The organism is Thermoanaerobacter sp. YS13 (genome assembly GCF_000806225.2).
Classification (GTDB): Bacteria; Bacillota; Thermoanaerobacteria; order Thermoanaerobacterales; family Thermoanaerobacteraceae; genus Thermoanaerobacter; species Thermoanaerobacter uzonensis.
Map to the genome: position 1 here is coordinate 617,183 of NZ_JOOI01000002.1, position 17,763 is coordinate 634,945.

General features: G+C 34.8%; 15 protein-coding genes. 12 read left to right on the forward strand and 3 right to left on the reverse strand.

Translation table 11 applies throughout. The features are described from left to right. The first annotated feature begins 268 nt into the window (after positions 1-268). The 7 genes from THYS13_RS10810 to THYS13_RS10840 all read left to right on the forward strand — a co-directional run bounded on the left by THYS13_RS10810 (position 269) and on the right by THYS13_RS10840 (position 10,482). Entirely contained in the window at positions 269-2,707 is a 2,439-nt protein-coding gene (locus THYS13_RS10810) for an S-layer homology domain-containing protein (RefSeq protein ID WP_042834529.1), read from the forward strand. A 118-nt stretch (positions 2,708-2,825) separates the two neighbouring features. Further along, positions 2,826-4,679, forward strand: a complete 1,854-nt coding sequence (locus THYS13_RS10815; protein WP_042834530.1) for an FAD-dependent oxidoreductase — start codon at positions 2,826-2,828, stop codon at positions 4,677-4,679. Positions 4,680-4,849: 170 nt separating this feature from the next. Further along, positions 4,850-6,760, forward strand: a complete 1,911-nt coding sequence (locus THYS13_RS10820) for an FAD-dependent oxidoreductase (protein WP_042834531.1) — start codon at positions 4,850-4,852, stop codon at positions 6,758-6,760. Positions 6,761-6,919: 159 nt separating this feature from the next. Beyond that, positions 6,920-7,750, forward strand: a complete 831-nt coding sequence (locus tag THYS13_RS10825; RefSeq protein ID WP_042834532.1) for a DeoR/GlpR family DNA-binding transcription regulator — start codon at positions 6,920-6,922, stop codon at positions 7,748-7,750. Beyond that, complete coding sequence (pfkB, locus tag THYS13_RS10830) at positions 7,716-8,648, forward strand: 1-phosphofructokinase (protein ID WP_042834533.1); 933 nt, start codon at positions 7,716-7,718, stop codon at positions 8,646-8,648. Before THYS13_RS10825 ends, pfkB begins: the two co-directional genes overlap by 35 nt. Positions 8,649-8,653: 5 nt before the next feature. Next, positions 8,654-9,100, forward strand: coding sequence for a PTS sugar transporter subunit IIA (locus THYS13_RS10835; RefSeq protein WP_042834784.1), 447 nt, complete (start codon positions 8,654-8,656; stop codon positions 9,098-9,100). Between the two features lie 23 nt (positions 9,101-9,123). After that, positions 9,124-10,482, forward strand: a complete 1,359-nt coding sequence (locus THYS13_RS10840; protein WP_042834534.1) for a PTS fructose transporter subunit IIC — start codon at positions 9,124-9,126, stop codon at positions 10,480-10,482. A 101-nt stretch (positions 10,483-10,583) separates the two neighbouring features. Here the strand turns inward: THYS13_RS10840 and THYS13_RS10845 are convergent, their stop codons facing one another. Beyond that, positions 10,584-10,829, reverse strand: coding sequence for a hypothetical protein (locus THYS13_RS10845; RefSeq protein WP_042834535.1), 246 nt, complete (start codon positions 10,827-10,829; stop codon positions 10,584-10,586). Between the two features lies 1 nt (position 10,830). Then, complete coding sequence (locus THYS13_RS10850) at positions 10,831-11,268, reverse strand: Hsp20/alpha crystallin family protein (RefSeq protein WP_029689327.1); 438 nt, start codon at positions 11,266-11,268, stop codon at positions 10,831-10,833. A gap of 163 nt (positions 11,269-11,431) precedes the next feature. Between THYS13_RS10850 and THYS13_RS10855 the strand changes: the two genes are divergently transcribed. Both THYS13_RS10855 and THYS13_RS10860 read left to right on the forward strand, forming a co-directional pair. After that, a complete protein-coding gene (locus THYS13_RS10855) occupies positions 11,432-12,340 on the forward strand; it encodes a CPBP family intramembrane glutamic endopeptidase (RefSeq protein WP_042834536.1) in 909 nt (302 codons plus the stop codon). 105 nt (positions 12,341-12,445) lie between these two features. Further along, positions 12,446-13,459, forward strand: a complete 1,014-nt coding sequence (locus THYS13_RS10860) for a LacI family DNA-binding transcriptional regulator (protein ID WP_042834537.1) — start codon at positions 12,446-12,448, stop codon at positions 13,457-13,459. 13 nt (positions 13,460-13,472) lie between these two features. Here the strand turns inward: THYS13_RS10860 and murC are convergent, their stop codons facing one another. Further along, positions 13,473-14,867 carry a UDP-N-acetylmuramate--L-alanine ligase gene (gene murC / locus THYS13_RS10865; RefSeq protein ID WP_042834538.1) on the reverse strand — a complete coding sequence of 465 codons (1,395 nt, stop codon included), beginning with the start codon at positions 14,865-14,867 and terminating at the stop codon, positions 13,473-13,475. 174 nt (positions 14,868-15,041) lie between these two features. On the opposite strand from murC, the gene purR reads away from it, so the two are divergent. The 3 genes from purR to glmU all read left to right on the forward strand — a co-directional run bounded on the left by purR (position 15,042) and on the right by glmU (position 17,763). Next, on the forward strand, positions 15,042-15,866 hold the full coding sequence (purR, locus tag THYS13_RS10870) for a pur operon repressor (RefSeq protein WP_042834539.1): 825 nt from the start codon (positions 15,042-15,044) through the stop codon (positions 15,864-15,866). A gap of 139 nt (positions 15,867-16,005) precedes the next feature. Then, the gene (gene spoVG, locus THYS13_RS10875; RefSeq protein ID WP_042834540.1) at positions 16,006-16,284 is read left to right on the forward strand and encodes a septation regulator SpoVG; all 279 of its coding nucleotides are present in this window, start codon (positions 16,006-16,008) and stop codon (positions 16,282-16,284) included. 105 nt (positions 16,285-16,389) lie between these two features. Next, positions 16,390-17,763, forward strand: a complete 1,374-nt coding sequence (gene glmU, locus THYS13_RS10880; RefSeq protein ID WP_042834541.1) for a bifunctional UDP-N-acetylglucosamine diphosphorylase/glucosamine-1-phosphate N-acetyltransferase GlmU — start codon at positions 16,390-16,392, stop codon at positions 17,761-17,763.

Below are 17,763 nucleotides of genomic sequence, written 5' to 3' on the forward strand. Positions count from 1 at the left end.
TTCCACGATATGGAGTATATATATTGTTATGTAGATATTAAAAATGTAGATATGTAAAAACCGAATGTTAAATTAATATTACAGAAATATTACAAATTGGTAACAATTATTGACTTATTTAAAGGCGTAATGCTATAATATAATCAGATTGTTTGCCCAAAACATACTACATGCTCTAAATTATAGTTACATAGGTAAAAATTTTTGAAAGGCATATGCCTTTCAAAAGAAAAATATAAACCTAAATATAAGGAGGAGGATTTACTGTATGAGGAACCTCAAAAAGTTAATAGCAGTGGTTCTTACATTCGCATTGGTGTTCAGTGCGATGGCAGTAGGTTTTGCTGCAACACCGTTCACCGATGTGAAAAGCGATGCACCATATGCATCAGCAGTGGGCCGCTTGTATGCATTAGGGATTACTCAAGGTATGGGTGATGGCACATACGGCCCAGATTTAACGCTTACAAGGGCTCAAATGGTCACATTTATTGTAAGAATGTTGGGATTGGAACAAGTAGCACAAGCTGCTGCAAGTGAGCCACCAGCATTTACAGATATTAAAGGCCATTGGGCAGTAGGTTACATCAATGTAGCAAAAGATTTAAAAATTACTGATGGTGTAGGAGATGGCAAGTTTGCTCCTGACGCTAAGTTGACGTATGGTCAGGCTCTAGCATTTGCAATTAGAGCGCTTGGCTATACTAATGTACCATGGGGCGTTCCTACACTTGCAAAAGCAGTAGAACTTGGTTTAACAGCTGGAATCAATCTCGGTTTTAATGATTTTATAAACCGTGGACAAACAGCAATACTTCTTAATACAACTCTAGAAACACCTGTACTCACAGGATATGATCAATATGGGAAAGAAATCCTTGGTTCTAAGCTCATATCAAAAGTTGCAAATGTTGACACTTATTTAATAGTTGCAACGTCAGATGTTGATAATACAGTACCAGCGGGCCAAGTAAAAGTTGATGCTGCTACATTAAATCCTGATGGGACGTATTCTTTTGGTTATGATCAATTGATAAATGCTGGTACAGTTGATTTCAACAAATATCTAGGAGAAGTTGTAAAAGTGTATTCTCCGAAGTTTGGAGCTCCTATTGCAGTTGATGTCGTTACAACAGATATAAAGACTTTCACAGTTACCAAAGGTGCACCAACAGTAGCTAATGGAGTTTACACATTCCAAGACAATGGAGTAAGTGTAGGTAATATTCCGGTTGTAATAGATGGTGTAAAATCTACAATGAGTGCAGTTTATGGCGCAATTGACAATGGCTCACAGGTAACACTTATCAACAATAATGGTCAAGCGGGATATGATTATGCAATAGTAACAGCTGCTACAGCAGGTGTGACACCATGGGTAGTAAAAAATAATGTAGTTGCAGGGGCTCAATATATCGATAATATGTATCCATTAGTTGATAATTTGGGCAATGCATATAAGATAGTTGGTGCTGTAACAAAAGCTACAGATATTAAAGCAGGGGATGTTATTTACTATTTGCCAAGTGCTTCTACACCGTTACCTGTAATATATGTAGTAAGAAATAGTGTAACTGGTACAGTATCACAAGTTTCCGTATCAAATGGCACTACAACAGCGACAATAAATGGTACAGCTTACACTGTAGCTCCTTCTGTAGCAAGTTCAATAAAAGCAGGTGCACAGGGTACAGCTACACTTGATAAGAATAATACTATTGTCGCATGGACTGCTACTACAACACCAACAACAGTAACAACAAATTATGGTATAGTTTTGAGTTCACAAGCACCGTTTGTTAGCCCATTTTCTACCAAGATACAAATTGCTAAGACAGATGGTACTACTTCTGTGTATGATGTAGTATATGCGAATGTTTATAATGTAAATAATACATCTGGAAAAGTATATAATGGTGTAGCAAATAATGATATAGTGTCATATACTGTAAACAGTAATGGGCAGATTGATTCATTATCAACAATAGTACCGGCAGGTACACCATATCAGTTTACAAATGCAACGTTTGATACTACCAATATAAGCAGTAATGTATTGAAAATTAATGGGACAAATTACTATGTGTCACCAAGTACAGTGATCTTAAATGCAACAGTTAATACATCAACATATATAGCTTCAGCTATTGCACCTGTCAAGATTTCTGACTTGCAGACAACTACTTATAATGTACTTAAGTTATCAGCTGATCAGTATAATAACTTGAGTCTCCTTATACTTGCTAATATGCCAGCACCAACTCAAGCACCAAAAGTTGTATATGTAACAGGGTATAGTACTGTAACGACTCCAACATCAACATATACAGTATTAAATGTACTGGAAAATGGTGTTGCCAAGACATATAATGCTACCTCTGATTTGACAAATGGTGGTACATCAACTATACCAACAGGTGTGTGCACATTAACATTGAATAATAATGGTAATGTAACAGCAATGCCTGCACCTGTGACACCATTGAATGGTAATACACCTGTTACAATTACTATTAATTATGCAGTATATGGTGTAACTTATACAACTGGTTCTGCATTACTTGATCCTAACGTTGTAGTTATCGATGCTACAGGTACAACACCAGTAGTAACTGGACTTGCAAATATTAGCTCTACTGCAAAAGTTAATTTGTATACTAACTCTATTGGTAAAGTCAACTTAATAGTTATAGTAGCCAAACAATAAATTAATCACGACCTAACAACCTAACAAAAGAGTCCTCCTCCGTGGGGGACTCTTTTATTTAGTCTTTTTTTATGTTACAATATTTGTGGTACATTTTTCAGATTGGGGAGAGAATTGGTTGTACAGGAAGATTATTATTGGAGGAGTATTTATTTTTTCCCTGATTTTTAGCCTTGTTGGGTGTGGAAATGTTATAAATATAAATGTTTTTAAGAGGGAAAAGTTTGACATCATTGTAGTAGGGGGTGAACCAGAAGGGATTGCTTCTGCTATATCTGCAGCGAAAAATGGAGCTAAAGTGCTTTTAATAGATAAGCATGACGGTTTGGGTGGGCTTATAACATATGGTATGCTTAACTCTTTTGATATGAGTTATGGTCCTGACGGAATTTTACTCACTCAGGGAACTTTTAAGGAGTTTTTTGAAGGAATAGGGTCTAAGTATTCTTTTGATGTGGAAAAAGCAAAGAGATTATTTATGGAAATGGTCAAAAGATCCCCAAATATAATACTTTCTTTAAATACAGATTTTGCAAAACCTATTATGGAGGGAAATAAGATAATTGGAATTGTTGCAGTCAAATATGGCAAAGAGGTAAAATATTATGGGAAAAGAATAATTGACGCTACCCAGGATGCGGATGTTGCAGCATCTGCAGGTGTTCCGTATACTGTTGGAGCAGAAGATATAGGATTAAAAAATGAATTTCAGGCTGCTACTTTAATTTTCAAATTGAAAGGTCTTGATTGGGATATTCTTAAAAAAATAATCAATGTTGAAAAGAAAATATCTCATAGCTATATAAATGATACTTCTGCATGGGGATTTCTCAAAATAACAAAATGTTACAAACCACATGAGCCTTTATTGAGACTTAGAGGATTAAATCTCGGAAGGCAGGAAGATGGAACAGTCCTTGTAAATGCTCTTTTAATCTTTGGAGTAAATGGCTTAGATAAAAAATCTGTTGAAGAGGGGAAACAAAGGGCAGAAAAAGAACTTCCTTATATAATAGATTTTTTTAGAAAGAATATTCCTGGCTTTGAAAAAATAGAATTGGATGGAATTGCACCAGAACTTTATATAAGAGAGACAAGACATATAAATGGACTTTATACTCTTGGCATAAATGATGTGATTTTTAACAAAGATTTTGAAGATCGAATAGCTATTGGATCGTATCCTATTGATATTCAACCTACCTCTCCACATAGTTATGGGCATATTTATGGCTCTCCTATTGAGTATTCTATTCCTTTTAGATGCATTGTGCCCCAAAAGGTAGAGAACCTACTTGTAGTAGGAAGAGCCGCCTCATACAGCCATCTTGCTTCAGGTTCTGCCCGGACTATTCCTATAGGTATGGCAGTAGGAGATGCAGCAGGAGTTGCGGCAGTATACTCTCTAAAAAATAATCTGACTTTTAAAGAAGTTGCGGAAAACATAAAAGATATTAAAAATATACAGGAAATATTAATAAAACAAGGTGCATATTTGAAACCATTTAAAATTGACAATGAGGCAGAAAAGCACTGGTCAATAGAAGGGCTTAAATTTGTACTTCGTTGGGGACTTTTCCCTTCTGGCTTTAATCCTGGGTATGACAATAATTACAGATTTGAAGAGCCTATAAATGGTTACGTATATAATTATATGTTATCCAATATGATTTTAAGAGCAATTCCTTCTAAAAAAGAAAATGTGATAAATGTCGAGAATCGATTTAAAAGGCAATTAAATAAAATGCCAATAAATAAATTGGATGCAATTAAGATATTATTATTATATGCAGGAATTGATATAGGTAGAGGAAAGGGAGAAGATGCAAACTGGGAACACCTTTTAAATATTTCTTTTGAAAAGGGCATTATTTCAAGGAATGCTTACAATCATATCAAGGGTAATGATTTTATCTCATGGGCTGATACTTATGATATGACTCACTCTTTATATCTCTATTTGAACAAATAACAGCGAGAATTTTCGTTTTTATTCTGTTTTAATAGCATTTTTGCAATTGTTGCATGGTATTTTTGGTGGATTGTATTTGAAAAAGAGTTGGATTTAGAATAAAATTTAATTATAGAGTTTTTAAAAAAGAATGATATCTTTCTACTATTCTTTTCTTGAGGTGATAAATTTTGAAAAAAACATATGTTATAATTATTATTTCAATTATTCTAATAATTGCTGTAATTGGAAGCACGGCAGGAGGCTATTTGTGGTATTTGCACAAACCTATTAATGCAGCAACAGTAACTGTGATTGAGAAAAAAGAACAATTGCCTCCGCCTCCTGATATTACACCTCCCAAGGAAAAAGGAGATGAATATGATGTCATAGTGGTGGGGGGTGAACCAGAAGGAGTTGCAGCTGCTGTTTCTGCAGCGAAAAACGGTGCCAAAGTTTTGCTTATAGATAAACACGATGGACTCGGCGGGCTTATGACCTATGGGATGTTAAATACTATAGATATGAGTCGAGGACCCAGAGGAGAACTCCTCACAAGAGGTACTTTTGAAGAGTTTTTTAAAGGGATAGGTTTTGTAACTTCTTTTGATGTGGAAAAAGCAAAGAAAGTGTTTATGAAACTAGTTAAAGAGCATCCTAATATTACTTTATCTTTGAATACCATTTTTAAAAAGCCTATCATGGAAGGAGATAAAATTGTAGGTGTTGTGGTAGAAAAAGATGGGGAAAATATACGCTATTATGGGAAAAGAATTATTGATGCTACGCAAGATGCGGATGTTGCTGCAGCAGCTGGAGTTCCCTATACTATTGGAGCTGAAGATATAGGTATGAAAAATAGGGTTCAAGCTTCTACCCTTGTTTTCAAGTTAAGGGGAATAAATTGGAATAATTTGATTAAAATAATAAAAAAAGAAAAGAAAATACCGGGCACATATATTGATTCTACTTCGGCAAATGGATTTGCTACAATTACAAGAAATTATAAACCAACTAATGAAATGCTTAGATTAAGGGGACTCAATGTAGGTAAACAAGACGATGGGACAGTATTAATCAATGCACTTTTGGTATTCGGTGTTAACGGTTTGGATCATGAGTCCAAAGTCAAGGGAATGGAATTGGCAAAAGCGGAACTTCCACATATTGTGCAATTTTTAAGGAAAAATATACCAGGCTTTGAGAATGCAACACTTGCTGGCACTGCGTCAGAATTGTATGTAAGGGAAACAAGGCACATAAAAGGATATTATACTTTATCAATAACTGATGTTGTGTTTAATAGAGATTTTGAAGATAGAATAGCAATTGGGTCGTATCCTGTTGATATACAAGCTACATCTCCAAATGACTATGGCTATGTATATGGAAAACCAGTTGAGTATGCTATACCTTTCAGATGTATTGTACCACAAAAAGTAGAAAATCTTTTAGTAGTGGGAAGGTCAGCCTCTTACAGTCATCTTGCAGCAGGTTCAGCACGGACTATACCTATTGGAATGGCGGAAGGTGATGCTGCTGGGGTAGCAGCAGTGTATTCCATAACAAAAAATAAGTCATATAAAGAAATGATGAATAATATAGAAGATATAAGAAACATTCAATCAATACTTGTAAGTGAAGGAGCTTATTTAAAACCGTTTAAAGTAGAAACTCTTGCAGAAAAGAATTGGTCTTTTGAAGGATTAAAATTAGTATTAACCTGGGGACTTGTGGTACCAGGGTATACCAACAATTTTAGATTTAATGAAGATATTTCTAGTATATCTTTTTACTATTTATTATCAGGCTTGATAAAAAGTGCTGTTCCACAGAAGGATGATATTGTAATGGAAAACGCCTCTAATTTACAAAAGTTTATGGTAAGAGAACCTATTACAAAAGAAGGTGCAGCAGAGATACTTTTAACATATGGAGGATATAAAAATGAAATAGCTTCAAACAAGGGAAAATTATTTGAATTAGCCCATCAAAAAGGGTTAATTTCTGACAAAGCTTATAAAGATATGAAAAACAAAAAATTTGTCACATGGGCTGACACTTATGATATGGCACTGAGTTTGTATAAGAAATTGAAATGATATAAGACTTTAAATTGAAAATGATAAATGTATAATAAAAATAAAACAGGCATTGCCTGTTTTATTTTTTACCCTATTGACAAATCAAAAATGATAATATATAATCAAAATTAAGCAAAATCAATCACATTTTAGCGGGATAATATTGAATGGATGTGAATGAATATGAGCATATCTGATAAGATGTTTGGTGAGGAGAGACGCTTAAAGATTGCAGAAATTATAAGTAAGGATAAAAGTATCAGTGTTTCTGAGCTTAGCAAACTCTTTAATGTTTCTGAATCTACAATAAGAAGAGATTTGCATGTACTGGAGGAAAAGGGTTTCATACAGAGGACTCACGGTGGTGCGATATTGAATGTTGGCACTCATTATGAGCCTGCATTTTTTGAAAAAGAAGATGTAGAACTTGAGGCAAAAAGAAAAATAGGTAAAATTGCTGCATCAATGATAGAAGAAGGAGATTCTATAATTTTAGATGCTGGTACGACTACTCTTGAAATTGCGCGAAATCTTAAAAATATGAAACTTACTGTTGTAACAAATTCTCCTCTTATTGCGATAGAACTTTCAAAACACGAGGATATTGAGCTTATTATAACAGGAGGCATACAGAGGTGGAGGACTAAGGCTTTAGTTGGTCCTATTGCTGAAATGGTAATAAGACAGTTTAAAGTGGATAAGGCTTTTATAGGCACAAATGCTATATCTTTTGAGGATGGGCTTATGACTCCAGACTTAATTGAGGCCAATACAAAAAAGGCTATGTGTGATGTGGCAAGTGAAGTTTATATAGTAGCAGACCACACTAAATTTGGGAAAAAATCTTTTGTCAAATTTGCAGATATAAAGGACATTACGGCAATAATTACAGATGACGAGGTTGATTATGAGATAGTGAGAAAATATGAACAGGCAAATATAGATATAGTAAGTTTTGGAAAGGATGAAAATAATGATAACGACGGTAACGGCGAATCCAGCAATTGATAGGACAATAATTGTTGAGGATTTGAAACTTGGTTATGTAAATAGGGTAATTCGCTCAAGAGTAGATGCTGGGGGAAAAGGTATAAATGTCGCCAAAAACCTTAAAAATTTTGGAGACGATGTTATTGCTCTTGGCTTTATAGGACCGAATGCTAAATATATAATCGATTGTTTAGAAGATGAAGGCATAAAAACTGACTTTGTGAAAATAAAAAATGAGACGAGGACAAATATAAAGATTTCTGATATTTCAAGGATGGAAGTTACTGATTTGAATGAATATGGCCCTCATGTAAGCGAAGAAGAAATAGAGCTAATTAAAAAAAATATATTTAAATATGCTAAAGAGTCAAAAGTGCTTGTGCTTTCAGGAAGTTTACCACAAGGAGTGCCAAAGACTTTTTACAAAGACATAATTAAAGAAGTAAAAAGAGGTGATTTAAAAATAATTCTTGATGCTGACAAAGAAACGCTTTTATACGGCATAGAAGAAAAGCCTTACATGATAAAACCTAATGTGCAGGAGTTAGAAGATGCAGTAGGCAAAAAACTTGAGAGTTTAGAAGAGGTTATTGAAGAAGGAAAAAAGCTGAAGGATTCAGGCATAGAAATAGTTGCGATTTCTATGGGAGGTCGCGGCAGTGTTGTGATAACAAAAGAAGGAATATACAGGGTAATGCCTGTAAAAGTTGAAGTAAAAGGGACAGTTGGAGCAGGAGATGCCTTTGTTGCAGGCTTTGCCCATGGAATATATAAAGGACTTCCGATTGAGGAGACAATAAAAATAGCAGCAGCTTTATCTACCTCAGTTGTCATGAAAGAAGGCACACGAGCAGGCACTCTTGAGGAGGTAAATATATTAAAGGATAAGATTAAAATAGAGAGGATAGAAAGGTGAGGGAAATGGAAATAAAATATGTATTGAACGAAAAAATGATGGTTTTTGACCTAAAGGCAAAGGACAAAAATGAAGTATTGGAAGAGTTAGTAAGTGTTTTAAAAGAAAATGGAGTTGTAGATGATAAAGAAGGCTTTTTAGAAGTAGTGAAAAAAAGAGAAGAGGAATTTTCTACAGGTATAGGTTATGGGGTTGCAATACCTCATGGCAAAAGCAGTCTTGTGAAAAAGCCAGCAATAGTATATGGAAAGTCCCACCAAGGAATAGACTATAACTCAATGGATGGCAAACCTGCCCATTTATTTTTCTTAATTGCTGTGCCAGACAACTCTGATGAGTTACACCTTAAAGTTTTGGCTGAGCTTTCAAGGTCTTTAATGCATAAGGAGGTGAGAGAGGAGTTAGAAAAAGCGTCAACACCTGAGGAAGTCATAAAGGCTTTTAATAAGTAAATTTTTAAGAGAGGGGATTAATTATGAAAAAGGTAGTTGCTGTTACAGCCTGCCCTACAGGTATTGCTCATACCTATATGGCGGCGGAAAATCTTCAGATGGCAGCCAAAGAAATGGGAGTAGACATAAAGGTAGAGACTCAAGGGTCAATAGGTGCAGAAAACCAGCTTACTGAAGAAGATATAAAAGCTGCTGATGCTGTCATAATAGCAGCTGCGACAAAAGTTGATAGATCAAGATTTGTTGGTAAACCTGTACTTGAGGTACCAGTTGAAGATGCTATAAAGGATGCAAAGGGACTTATTGAAAAGGTTCTTAAGATGGAAAAGCCAAAAGATTATGTAGAAAAAGTAGAAGAAATTCATAAAGAAAGGTCAGCGCAAAGGACAGGTGCTTACAAACACCTTATGACAGGTGTTTCCTACATGATACCTTTTGTAGTTGCAGGTGGTATTTTAATTGCACTTTCCTTTTTCTGGGGATATAAAGCCTTTGAGGTAGAAGGAACTCTTCCTTGGGCTTTGATGAAAATTGGCGGTGGTTCAGCTTTTGCATTGATGGTGCCGATTTTGTCAGGCTATATAGCGTTTTCTATAGCAGATAGGCCTGGTCTTGTTCCCGGTATGGTAGGCGGTATGCTGGCAGTATCCACTGGAGCAGGATTTTTAGGCGGTATCATTTCAGGATTTTTAGCAGGATATACAGTAGTTTATCTAAAAAAATCAATAAAGCTTCCTAAAACATTAGAAGGTTTAATGCCAATACTCATATTGCCAGTATTATCAACTTTGATAGTTGGACTTTTAATGATATATGTAATTGGTTCTCCAATGAAAGCCATAATGACATCTTTGACTGCCTGGCTCAAAGGTATGAGTTCTACAAATGCAGTGATTTTTGGAGCGATATTAGGACTTATGATGGCTTTTGATATGGGTGGTCCTGTAAACAAGACAGCTTATACTTTTGCAACAGGTCTTTTAGCATCAAATGTTTTTGCTCCAATGGCAGCGGTCATGGCAGCTGGTATGACACCTCCTCTTGGCCTTGCACTTGCAACTGTTCTTTTCAAGAATAGATTTACAAAGGAAGAGATAGAAGCAGGTAAGGCTGCATGGGTTTTAGGTGCCTCCTTTATAACAGAAGGTGCTATACCATTTGCAGCAGCAGATCCCTTCAGGGTAATACCTTCTATAATGGTGGGCTCTGCTGTGACAGCCGCTCTCTCAATGCTTTTCCACATTGAACTTCGAGCTCCTCATGGAGGAATATTTGTAATACCGATAGCTGTGTCAAATCCTCTTCTTTACATTGGAGTAATAGCAGTTGGTACAGTAGTGACAGCATTAATGGTAGCGCTTCTTAAGAAAAAAGTAGAATAAAAAAGGAAGGCTGTTGCCTTCCACTTTTTTTATTTGCTAAAAGGATTTTGCACCTTTACTTTGCCAGAGTACTGACCTGAATTTAGGTCTCTATACAAATCCTATCTGCTCCAGGTAAGTTCGCCTTCCGTACCCAAGTTAAAACCTTTTTCTAATATACTTATATGGCGTGACTTGGCTTTCTCATATGAATTTTCTTTTTTTACGATTTCCTCAAGAGTTTCTGTTAAAAGGCTAGATACTGATGTTTGTCTAGCTATAGCTATATGTTTTATCTTTTGTAATAAATCCTTAGGCAAAAATAATGTGATATTTTGCATCTCAATTTTTTGCTTACCTTTGTTCATATTATTCTATATCTATTTTTCTTCCCTTTGGCTTACTTGGATGTAATTTTGGCATTGTGATTTTTAGAATGCCGTTTTCAAATTTAGCAGTAGTTCTTTCAGGGTCTACTTCTGCTGGTAGTTCTATTCTTCTGGCAAAACTTCCGTAATATCTTTCTCTCATGTAATAATTTTTATCTTCTCTTTCTTCGTCTACTGTGGTTTGCCCTTTTATTTCCAATATATTGTCATAAACATTTATTTCAATGTCTTTTTTGTCAACACCAGGTAGTTCAGCTGTTGCGACTATTTCTGTTTCAGATTCGGTGATGTCTACTCTTGGTCGAGAAAATAGACCTGAAAAAGATGGAAAGTTAACGTCTAGAATACTTGGCAAATTTTTGAGATTGATGTCAAACGGCCAATCCCACCAATCACGTCCTCGTCTCATTAGACTCATTTACATCACCTCCATATTTTTCTATTATTTATTATATCACATTGATTGAAATTTTCAATTATTAGGTTTCACAAAATCCTCACATTTAATTCTTACTTTTTTATTCTTTTTATGTTAAAATCTATAAGGGTGAAATTGACGATGTAAAAAAGGAAGTGGTTGGATGCGGCCAGATGAAAAAGATGTAAGTAAGTTGTATTTTTTTGTCATGTTGCTTCTCATAACAGTGGGATATTTAGTGCAAAAGGCTTCTTTATATATAGGTATACTCATCACAGAATTTTTTCTTGTTTTACTGCCTGTTATTCTTTACCTTCTTTTTAAAAGATATGATGTAAAATATGTTTTAAGGTTAAATCCTATAAAGGGTGATCAAGCTTTTTTAGTGATAATAATAGCTGTTTTTGGTTGGATAGTATCAGGTTTTTTTGCACTTTTAACAAATTACTTTCTATCTAAATTAGGTAAAATTTCGGTTATGCCAATACCTGCAGCTCAAAATATGAGTGAGCTTTTTTTGCAAATTCTAATATTTGGAGCTATAGCTGCCTGCTGTGAAGAAATATTTATGCGAGGACTTGTTATGAGAAGTTTTGAAATGAGAGGGTCTATAAAGAGCATTTTTATAACCGCTATATTCTTTGCAATGCTTCATTTAAATGTGCAAAATTTTCTAAGTATCCTTTTTCTTGGAAGTTTATTGGGATATGTAGCATATAGGACTAATTCTATATTTGCAGGGATGATTGTTCATTTTACGAATAATACTATTTCTGTATTGTTATCCTATTTTATAGCACAACAAAACTTAGGAAAAGCAACTCCATTACAACAGGTAGATATTCCATTTATTGTTGTCATTGGTTATGGGATATTTGCATTATTTGCTGCTATTCTTTTGTATGTGCTATTAAGATATTTGAAGAAAGTAACTGACCCATATGTTATCCGCGGTACTACAAAGTTAAAAGAAGACTTATATATTTTCTTGCATTGGCCTGTACTTTTATCAGTGTTAGTATTTTTGTATAGAATTACTGAACAGATATTAAAAATAGCTGGGGTTATATAAAGAATGCTTAAAAGAAAATGAAAACTGTTGACGTAAATAAAAGAATAGGATAGAATAATAAATAGAAGAAATGCAATCGGTTTCATTTTTAAGGTGGTGATATACATGAATGTAACGATTAAAGATGTGGCAAAGAGGGCAAATGTTGCTCCTTCTACTGTATCGAGGGTTATTGCTGATAATCCACGTATAAGTAAAGAGACAAAAGAAAGAGTTTGGAAGGCGATGGAGGAATTGGGGTATTATCCAAATGCCATTGCCAGAAGCCTTGCAAGTAAGGTGACAAATACTTTGGGGCTTATAATGCCTCGCTCCACAGAAGAAGCTTTTTCAAATCCTTTTTTCCCAGAAGTTATGAGAGGCATAAGTGTTGTTGCCCATAGAGAAAAGTATGATTTGCTTTTGTCGACATCTGGAAATCAACAAGAGGAAAAAGAAGCGGTTATAAATATGGTAAAAGGCAAACGAGTAGATGGAATAATTCTTTTATCTTCCCGTACAACCGATGAGCTTATACCTTGGCTAAGAGATGAAAAATTTCCTTTTGTGGTAATAGGTAAGCCTTTAGATGCCAAGGGTGTGTATTGGGTTGACAATGACAATATAGGGGCTTCTAAGCTTGCTACTAATTATCTTATTAAACATGGGCATAAAAAAATTGCTTTTATAAGTGGGTCATTGGAATACGTAGTGAGTTTAGATAGATTGGATGGTTATAAACTTGCCCTTGAGGAAAATGGAATACCTTTTAAGAGAGAGTTGGTGGAACAAGACGAGTTTTCAGAAGACGGTGGATACAGGGCGATGATGAGAATATTAGAAAGAGAAAAACCTACTGCAGTTGTAGTTACTGATGATGTTATGGCATTTGGTGTTATAAGGGCTGCAATAGATAAAGGATATAGAGTTCCTGAGGATATATCAATAGTAGGGTTTAACAACATTCCCTTGTCAGCTTTTGCAAATCCACCCCTTACGACAATAGATATTTCTACATTTGATTTGGGGATTAAGTCTGCAGAACTTTTGATTGCAAGGTTAAAGCAAAAGGATGTAGACACAGACCACATCATTGTGCCTGTAAAGCTTGTGGAGAGGAAATCTTGTGTTGCAAGATAAAAAGCTGTAGGGTTTATATTCCTACAGCTTTTTTATAACCTTTTAGAAACATTTCCCCCACTTCGTAGATATTTCCTGCTCCAACTGTTAAAACCAAATCGCCTGCTTTTGCATTTTTATTTAAATACTCAACTATAGAGTCAAAATCTTTTAAGTACAAAACATCCTTACCTCTTTTAGAGATTAGTTCCACTAAATCTTTAGAAGAAACAATCCCTGTGTCTTTTTCTCTTGCGGCGTATATGTCAGCTATTATTATTTTATCTGCATTGTCAAAGGACCCTGCAAAATCATTAAGCAAAGATTTAGTTCTTGAGTAAGTATGTGGCTGGAATATACAAATAATTCTTTTATGAGGATAATTTCTTGCTGCTTCTAAAGTTGCTTTAATTTCAGCAGGGTGATGAGCATAGTCATCCACAATTGTTATGCCGTCAACTATTCCTTTTACTTCGAATCTTCTATGAGTGCCTTTGAATTCAGTTAAATAATGGGAAGCTTTTTTTATGTCGACTCCTACAAGGTGACTTACTGCCAAAGCAGCTAAGGCGTTGTAAACATTGTGTTTCCCGGGTATTGATAATTTAAAATTGCCCATATATTTTTCTTTATAATAAACGTCAAAAATCGCACAGCCTTTGTCATCAAAACTTATGTTTTTTGCTTTCCAATCACTATCTTGGTAAATGCTGTAGGTCACAATGTTTTTATTTAACCTATTTACAACATACATGGTGTTTGCATCATCTTTGCATGCTACCACAAATCCATCTGGTGGAACTAAATTAGCAAATTGCCTAAAAGACTGTTTTATGTTGTCAATATTTTTGAAGTAATCTAAGTGATCTGAATCGACATTTAGTATAACAGCTATGTAAGGATAAAACTTTAGAAAACTGTCTGTATATTCACAAGCTTCTGTGACAAAATATTCACTGTTTCCAACTCTCACATTCCCTCCTATTACATCTACTTCTCCTCCTACTAAAACTGTTGGATCGAACCCTACACCATCCAATATCACAGATATTAAAGAAGTAGTAGTTGTCTTTCCATGACTTCCTGCAACAGCAATGCCATATTTGTATTTTTTCATAATGAGACCTAAAAGGGTAGCTCTATCTATAATAGGTATATTTAATTCTTTAGCTTTTTGATATTCAGGATTATCTTCATGGATAGCAGCTGTGTACACTACTAAATCAGCACCTATGACACTGCTTTCGCTGTGAGGTATTGTTATAACTGCTCCTTCTTGTCTTAATCTTTCGATTATATGAGAATTTTTTATATCTGAGCCTGTTACTATATGTCCATTATTCAAAAGTATATGAGCTAAACCGCTCATACTTATACCGCCAATTCCTATAAAATGCACTCTTTTAAAGTTTTCAAGATTTATATCCATAGTTTACGCTCCTCTCAGTTCCTATTGTTATTATTGCCTTTTCATGGTTAAAATATGATTAAAGCTTGTCAAAAGCCACTATATTTATAAAAAAATTATATCACATGTTGCAGAAAAATGAACTTTTAAATATAATTTTGGTATAAAAGTTTGTATGTGCGGAGGTTATTTTTTATGGATAAGTACAAGCGGTATGAACGATTGGCGGCAATCGTTAAGATATTTAGTGAAAATCCTAATACATTAATAAATTTGGAGTATTTTATGAATTTTTTTGGTATAGCTAAATCTACTGCCTCAGAAGATATTGATATTTTAAAGAGCGTAATAGAAAAATTTAACTTTGGTAAATTAATTACGCTTCCTGGAGCTGGTGGTGGAGTAAAATACATTCCTATAGCTAATATTAAAAGTTATTTGCCTTTTGTACAAGAAATAAAGGAAAAATTAAAGGATCCATCGAGAATAATTCCCGGAGGTTTTTTGTACACTGCCGATTTGATTTATTCTCCCAGTATTGTAACAAAAATTGGCGAAATTTTAGTGTTTCCTTTTTTGGATAAAAACGTTGAGGCAATTGTAACTGTGGAGACCAAAGGTATACCTATTGCCTTGATGTGCGCAAGGACGCTTAATGTTCCGCTAGTAATAATCAGAAAAGATAGTAGAGTTACAGAAGGTTCTTTTGTTTCTATTAATTATATTTCTGGTTCTCAGAGGCACATACGATCGATGTCTTTGGCTAGAAGGTCTTTACAGAAAGGTTCTAAAGTATTGTTGATAGATGACTTTATGAAAGCAGGTGGAACGATTAGAGGCATGATGGAACTTATGGAGGAATTTGACGCTGAAGTAATTGGTGCAGGAGTTATGATTGCAACGGAAAAACCGGAGAATAAATTAGTAGATAATTACATTTCAGTTTTTGTATTAAAAAATATGGAAGAAGAAAAAAATATAATTGACATTGAAATAAGTAATTGGATATTGAAAGACTAAAGTTAAGAAAATTTTTTAAAAATTTTTCGTAATTTTAGTTTTTCTTGAAGGAAATTTTGATTTTATGGCGAATATTTATTAGTGTAAGAGGGTTTGCAAATGCTAACTTAGGGTTTAACTTCAGGAAGGTGGTGAGCTTATGGAAATTACAGACGTAAGGGTGAGAAAACTTAATGAGGAAGGCAAAATGAAGGCTGTAGTTTCTGTAACCTTTGATAATGAATTTGTGGTTCATGATATAAAGGTTATAGAGGGCCAAAATGGGTTATTTATTGCTATGCCAAGTCGAAAGACTCCTGAAGGGGAGTTTAAAGATATTGCTCACCCTATAAATTCAGACACAAGAAATAAATTACAAAGCGCTATTTTAAAAGAATATGAAAAGGCAAAAGAACAAGAAGCTACACATAAGGAATAAAAAGGGGCGTGCCTCCTTTTTATTTTTTTTGTTGAACTTTATTGCAATTATAGTTAAAATAGTATAGGGTATGAAAATTAAATTTAGTATAGAGGGTGTGGAAAATTGGAAGGGCTAGTGACGCTTATTTTAGCAGCGGGGCTTGGAAAAAGGATGAAATCTAAACATCCCAAAGTTGTCCATAAAATATGTGGAAGGACAATGATAGAATGGGTTGTAAATGCGGCAAAAGATGTGGGCAGTAATGACATCGTTGTGGTAGTTGGCCATAAAGCGGAAGAGGTAAAAGAAGTATTAAAAGACAGAGTAAAGTATGCTTATCAACAGACACAGTTGGGTACAGGCCATGCAGTAATGATGGCGCGGGATTTATTGCCAGAGCAGGGCAATGTTTTAATTTTAACAGGTGATACCCCTCTTATTACTTCGCAGACATTAAAATCTTTGGTAAAATTTCATGTTGAAGAAGGGAATAGTGTTACGATTTTGTCGTCGGTGGTAGAAGACCCATCGGGCTATGGAAGGATAATAAGGGATGAAAGTGGAAACGTTATAAAAATCGTGGAAGACAAAGATGCAACGGAAAAAGAAAAAAGTATCCATGAGATAAATTCTGCCATGTACGTTATGGATATAGCCAAACTAAAAAAAGCGCTAAGAATGATAACAAATAATAACGCACAGGGTGAATATTATCTGACGGATGCTGTAGAAATTATAAAACAAATGGGAGGAAAAATTGGTGCTTTTACTGCTTCAGCTGAGGAAATAATGGGGGTTAATTCCAGGGTCCAACTTTCTGATGCAGAAAGAGTCATGAGAAAAAGAATCAACTATCGCCATATGGAAAAAGGTGTAACAATAATTGACCCTGAGACAACTTATATAGGAGCAGAGGTTGAAATTGCACCTGATACTGTCATACTTCCAGGGTGCGTAATAGAAGGCAAAACTGTGATAGGCAGCGATTGTGAAATAGGTCCTAATTGCAGGATTGTCGATTCCCACATAGGTGATGGATGCAATATTATGTATTCTGTCATATTATCTTCAAAATTGGGGAATGACATTAAAGTTGGACCTTTTGCGCAAATACGGCCGGAAAGTGTGATACATGATAAAGCAAAAATAGGTGACTTTGTGGAAATTAAAAAATCTGTCATTGGAGAAGGCACAAAAGTTCCTCATCTTACGTATGTGGGAGATGCGGAAGTTGGGAAAAATGTCAATATGGGATGTGGATCTATTACAGTTAATTATGATGGTAAACAAAAGTACAAGACAGTGATAGGAGATAATGTTTTCGTGGGGTGTAATGTAAATCTTGTAGCGCCAGTAAAGATTGGAAATAATGCTTATATTGCTGCTGGTTCAACTATAACAGAGGATGTTCCTGAAGGAGCACTTGCCATAGCCAGAAGTAAGCAAACTAATAAAGAGGGCTGGGTACAGGAAAGAATAAAAAAGGGGAGGCTTTAA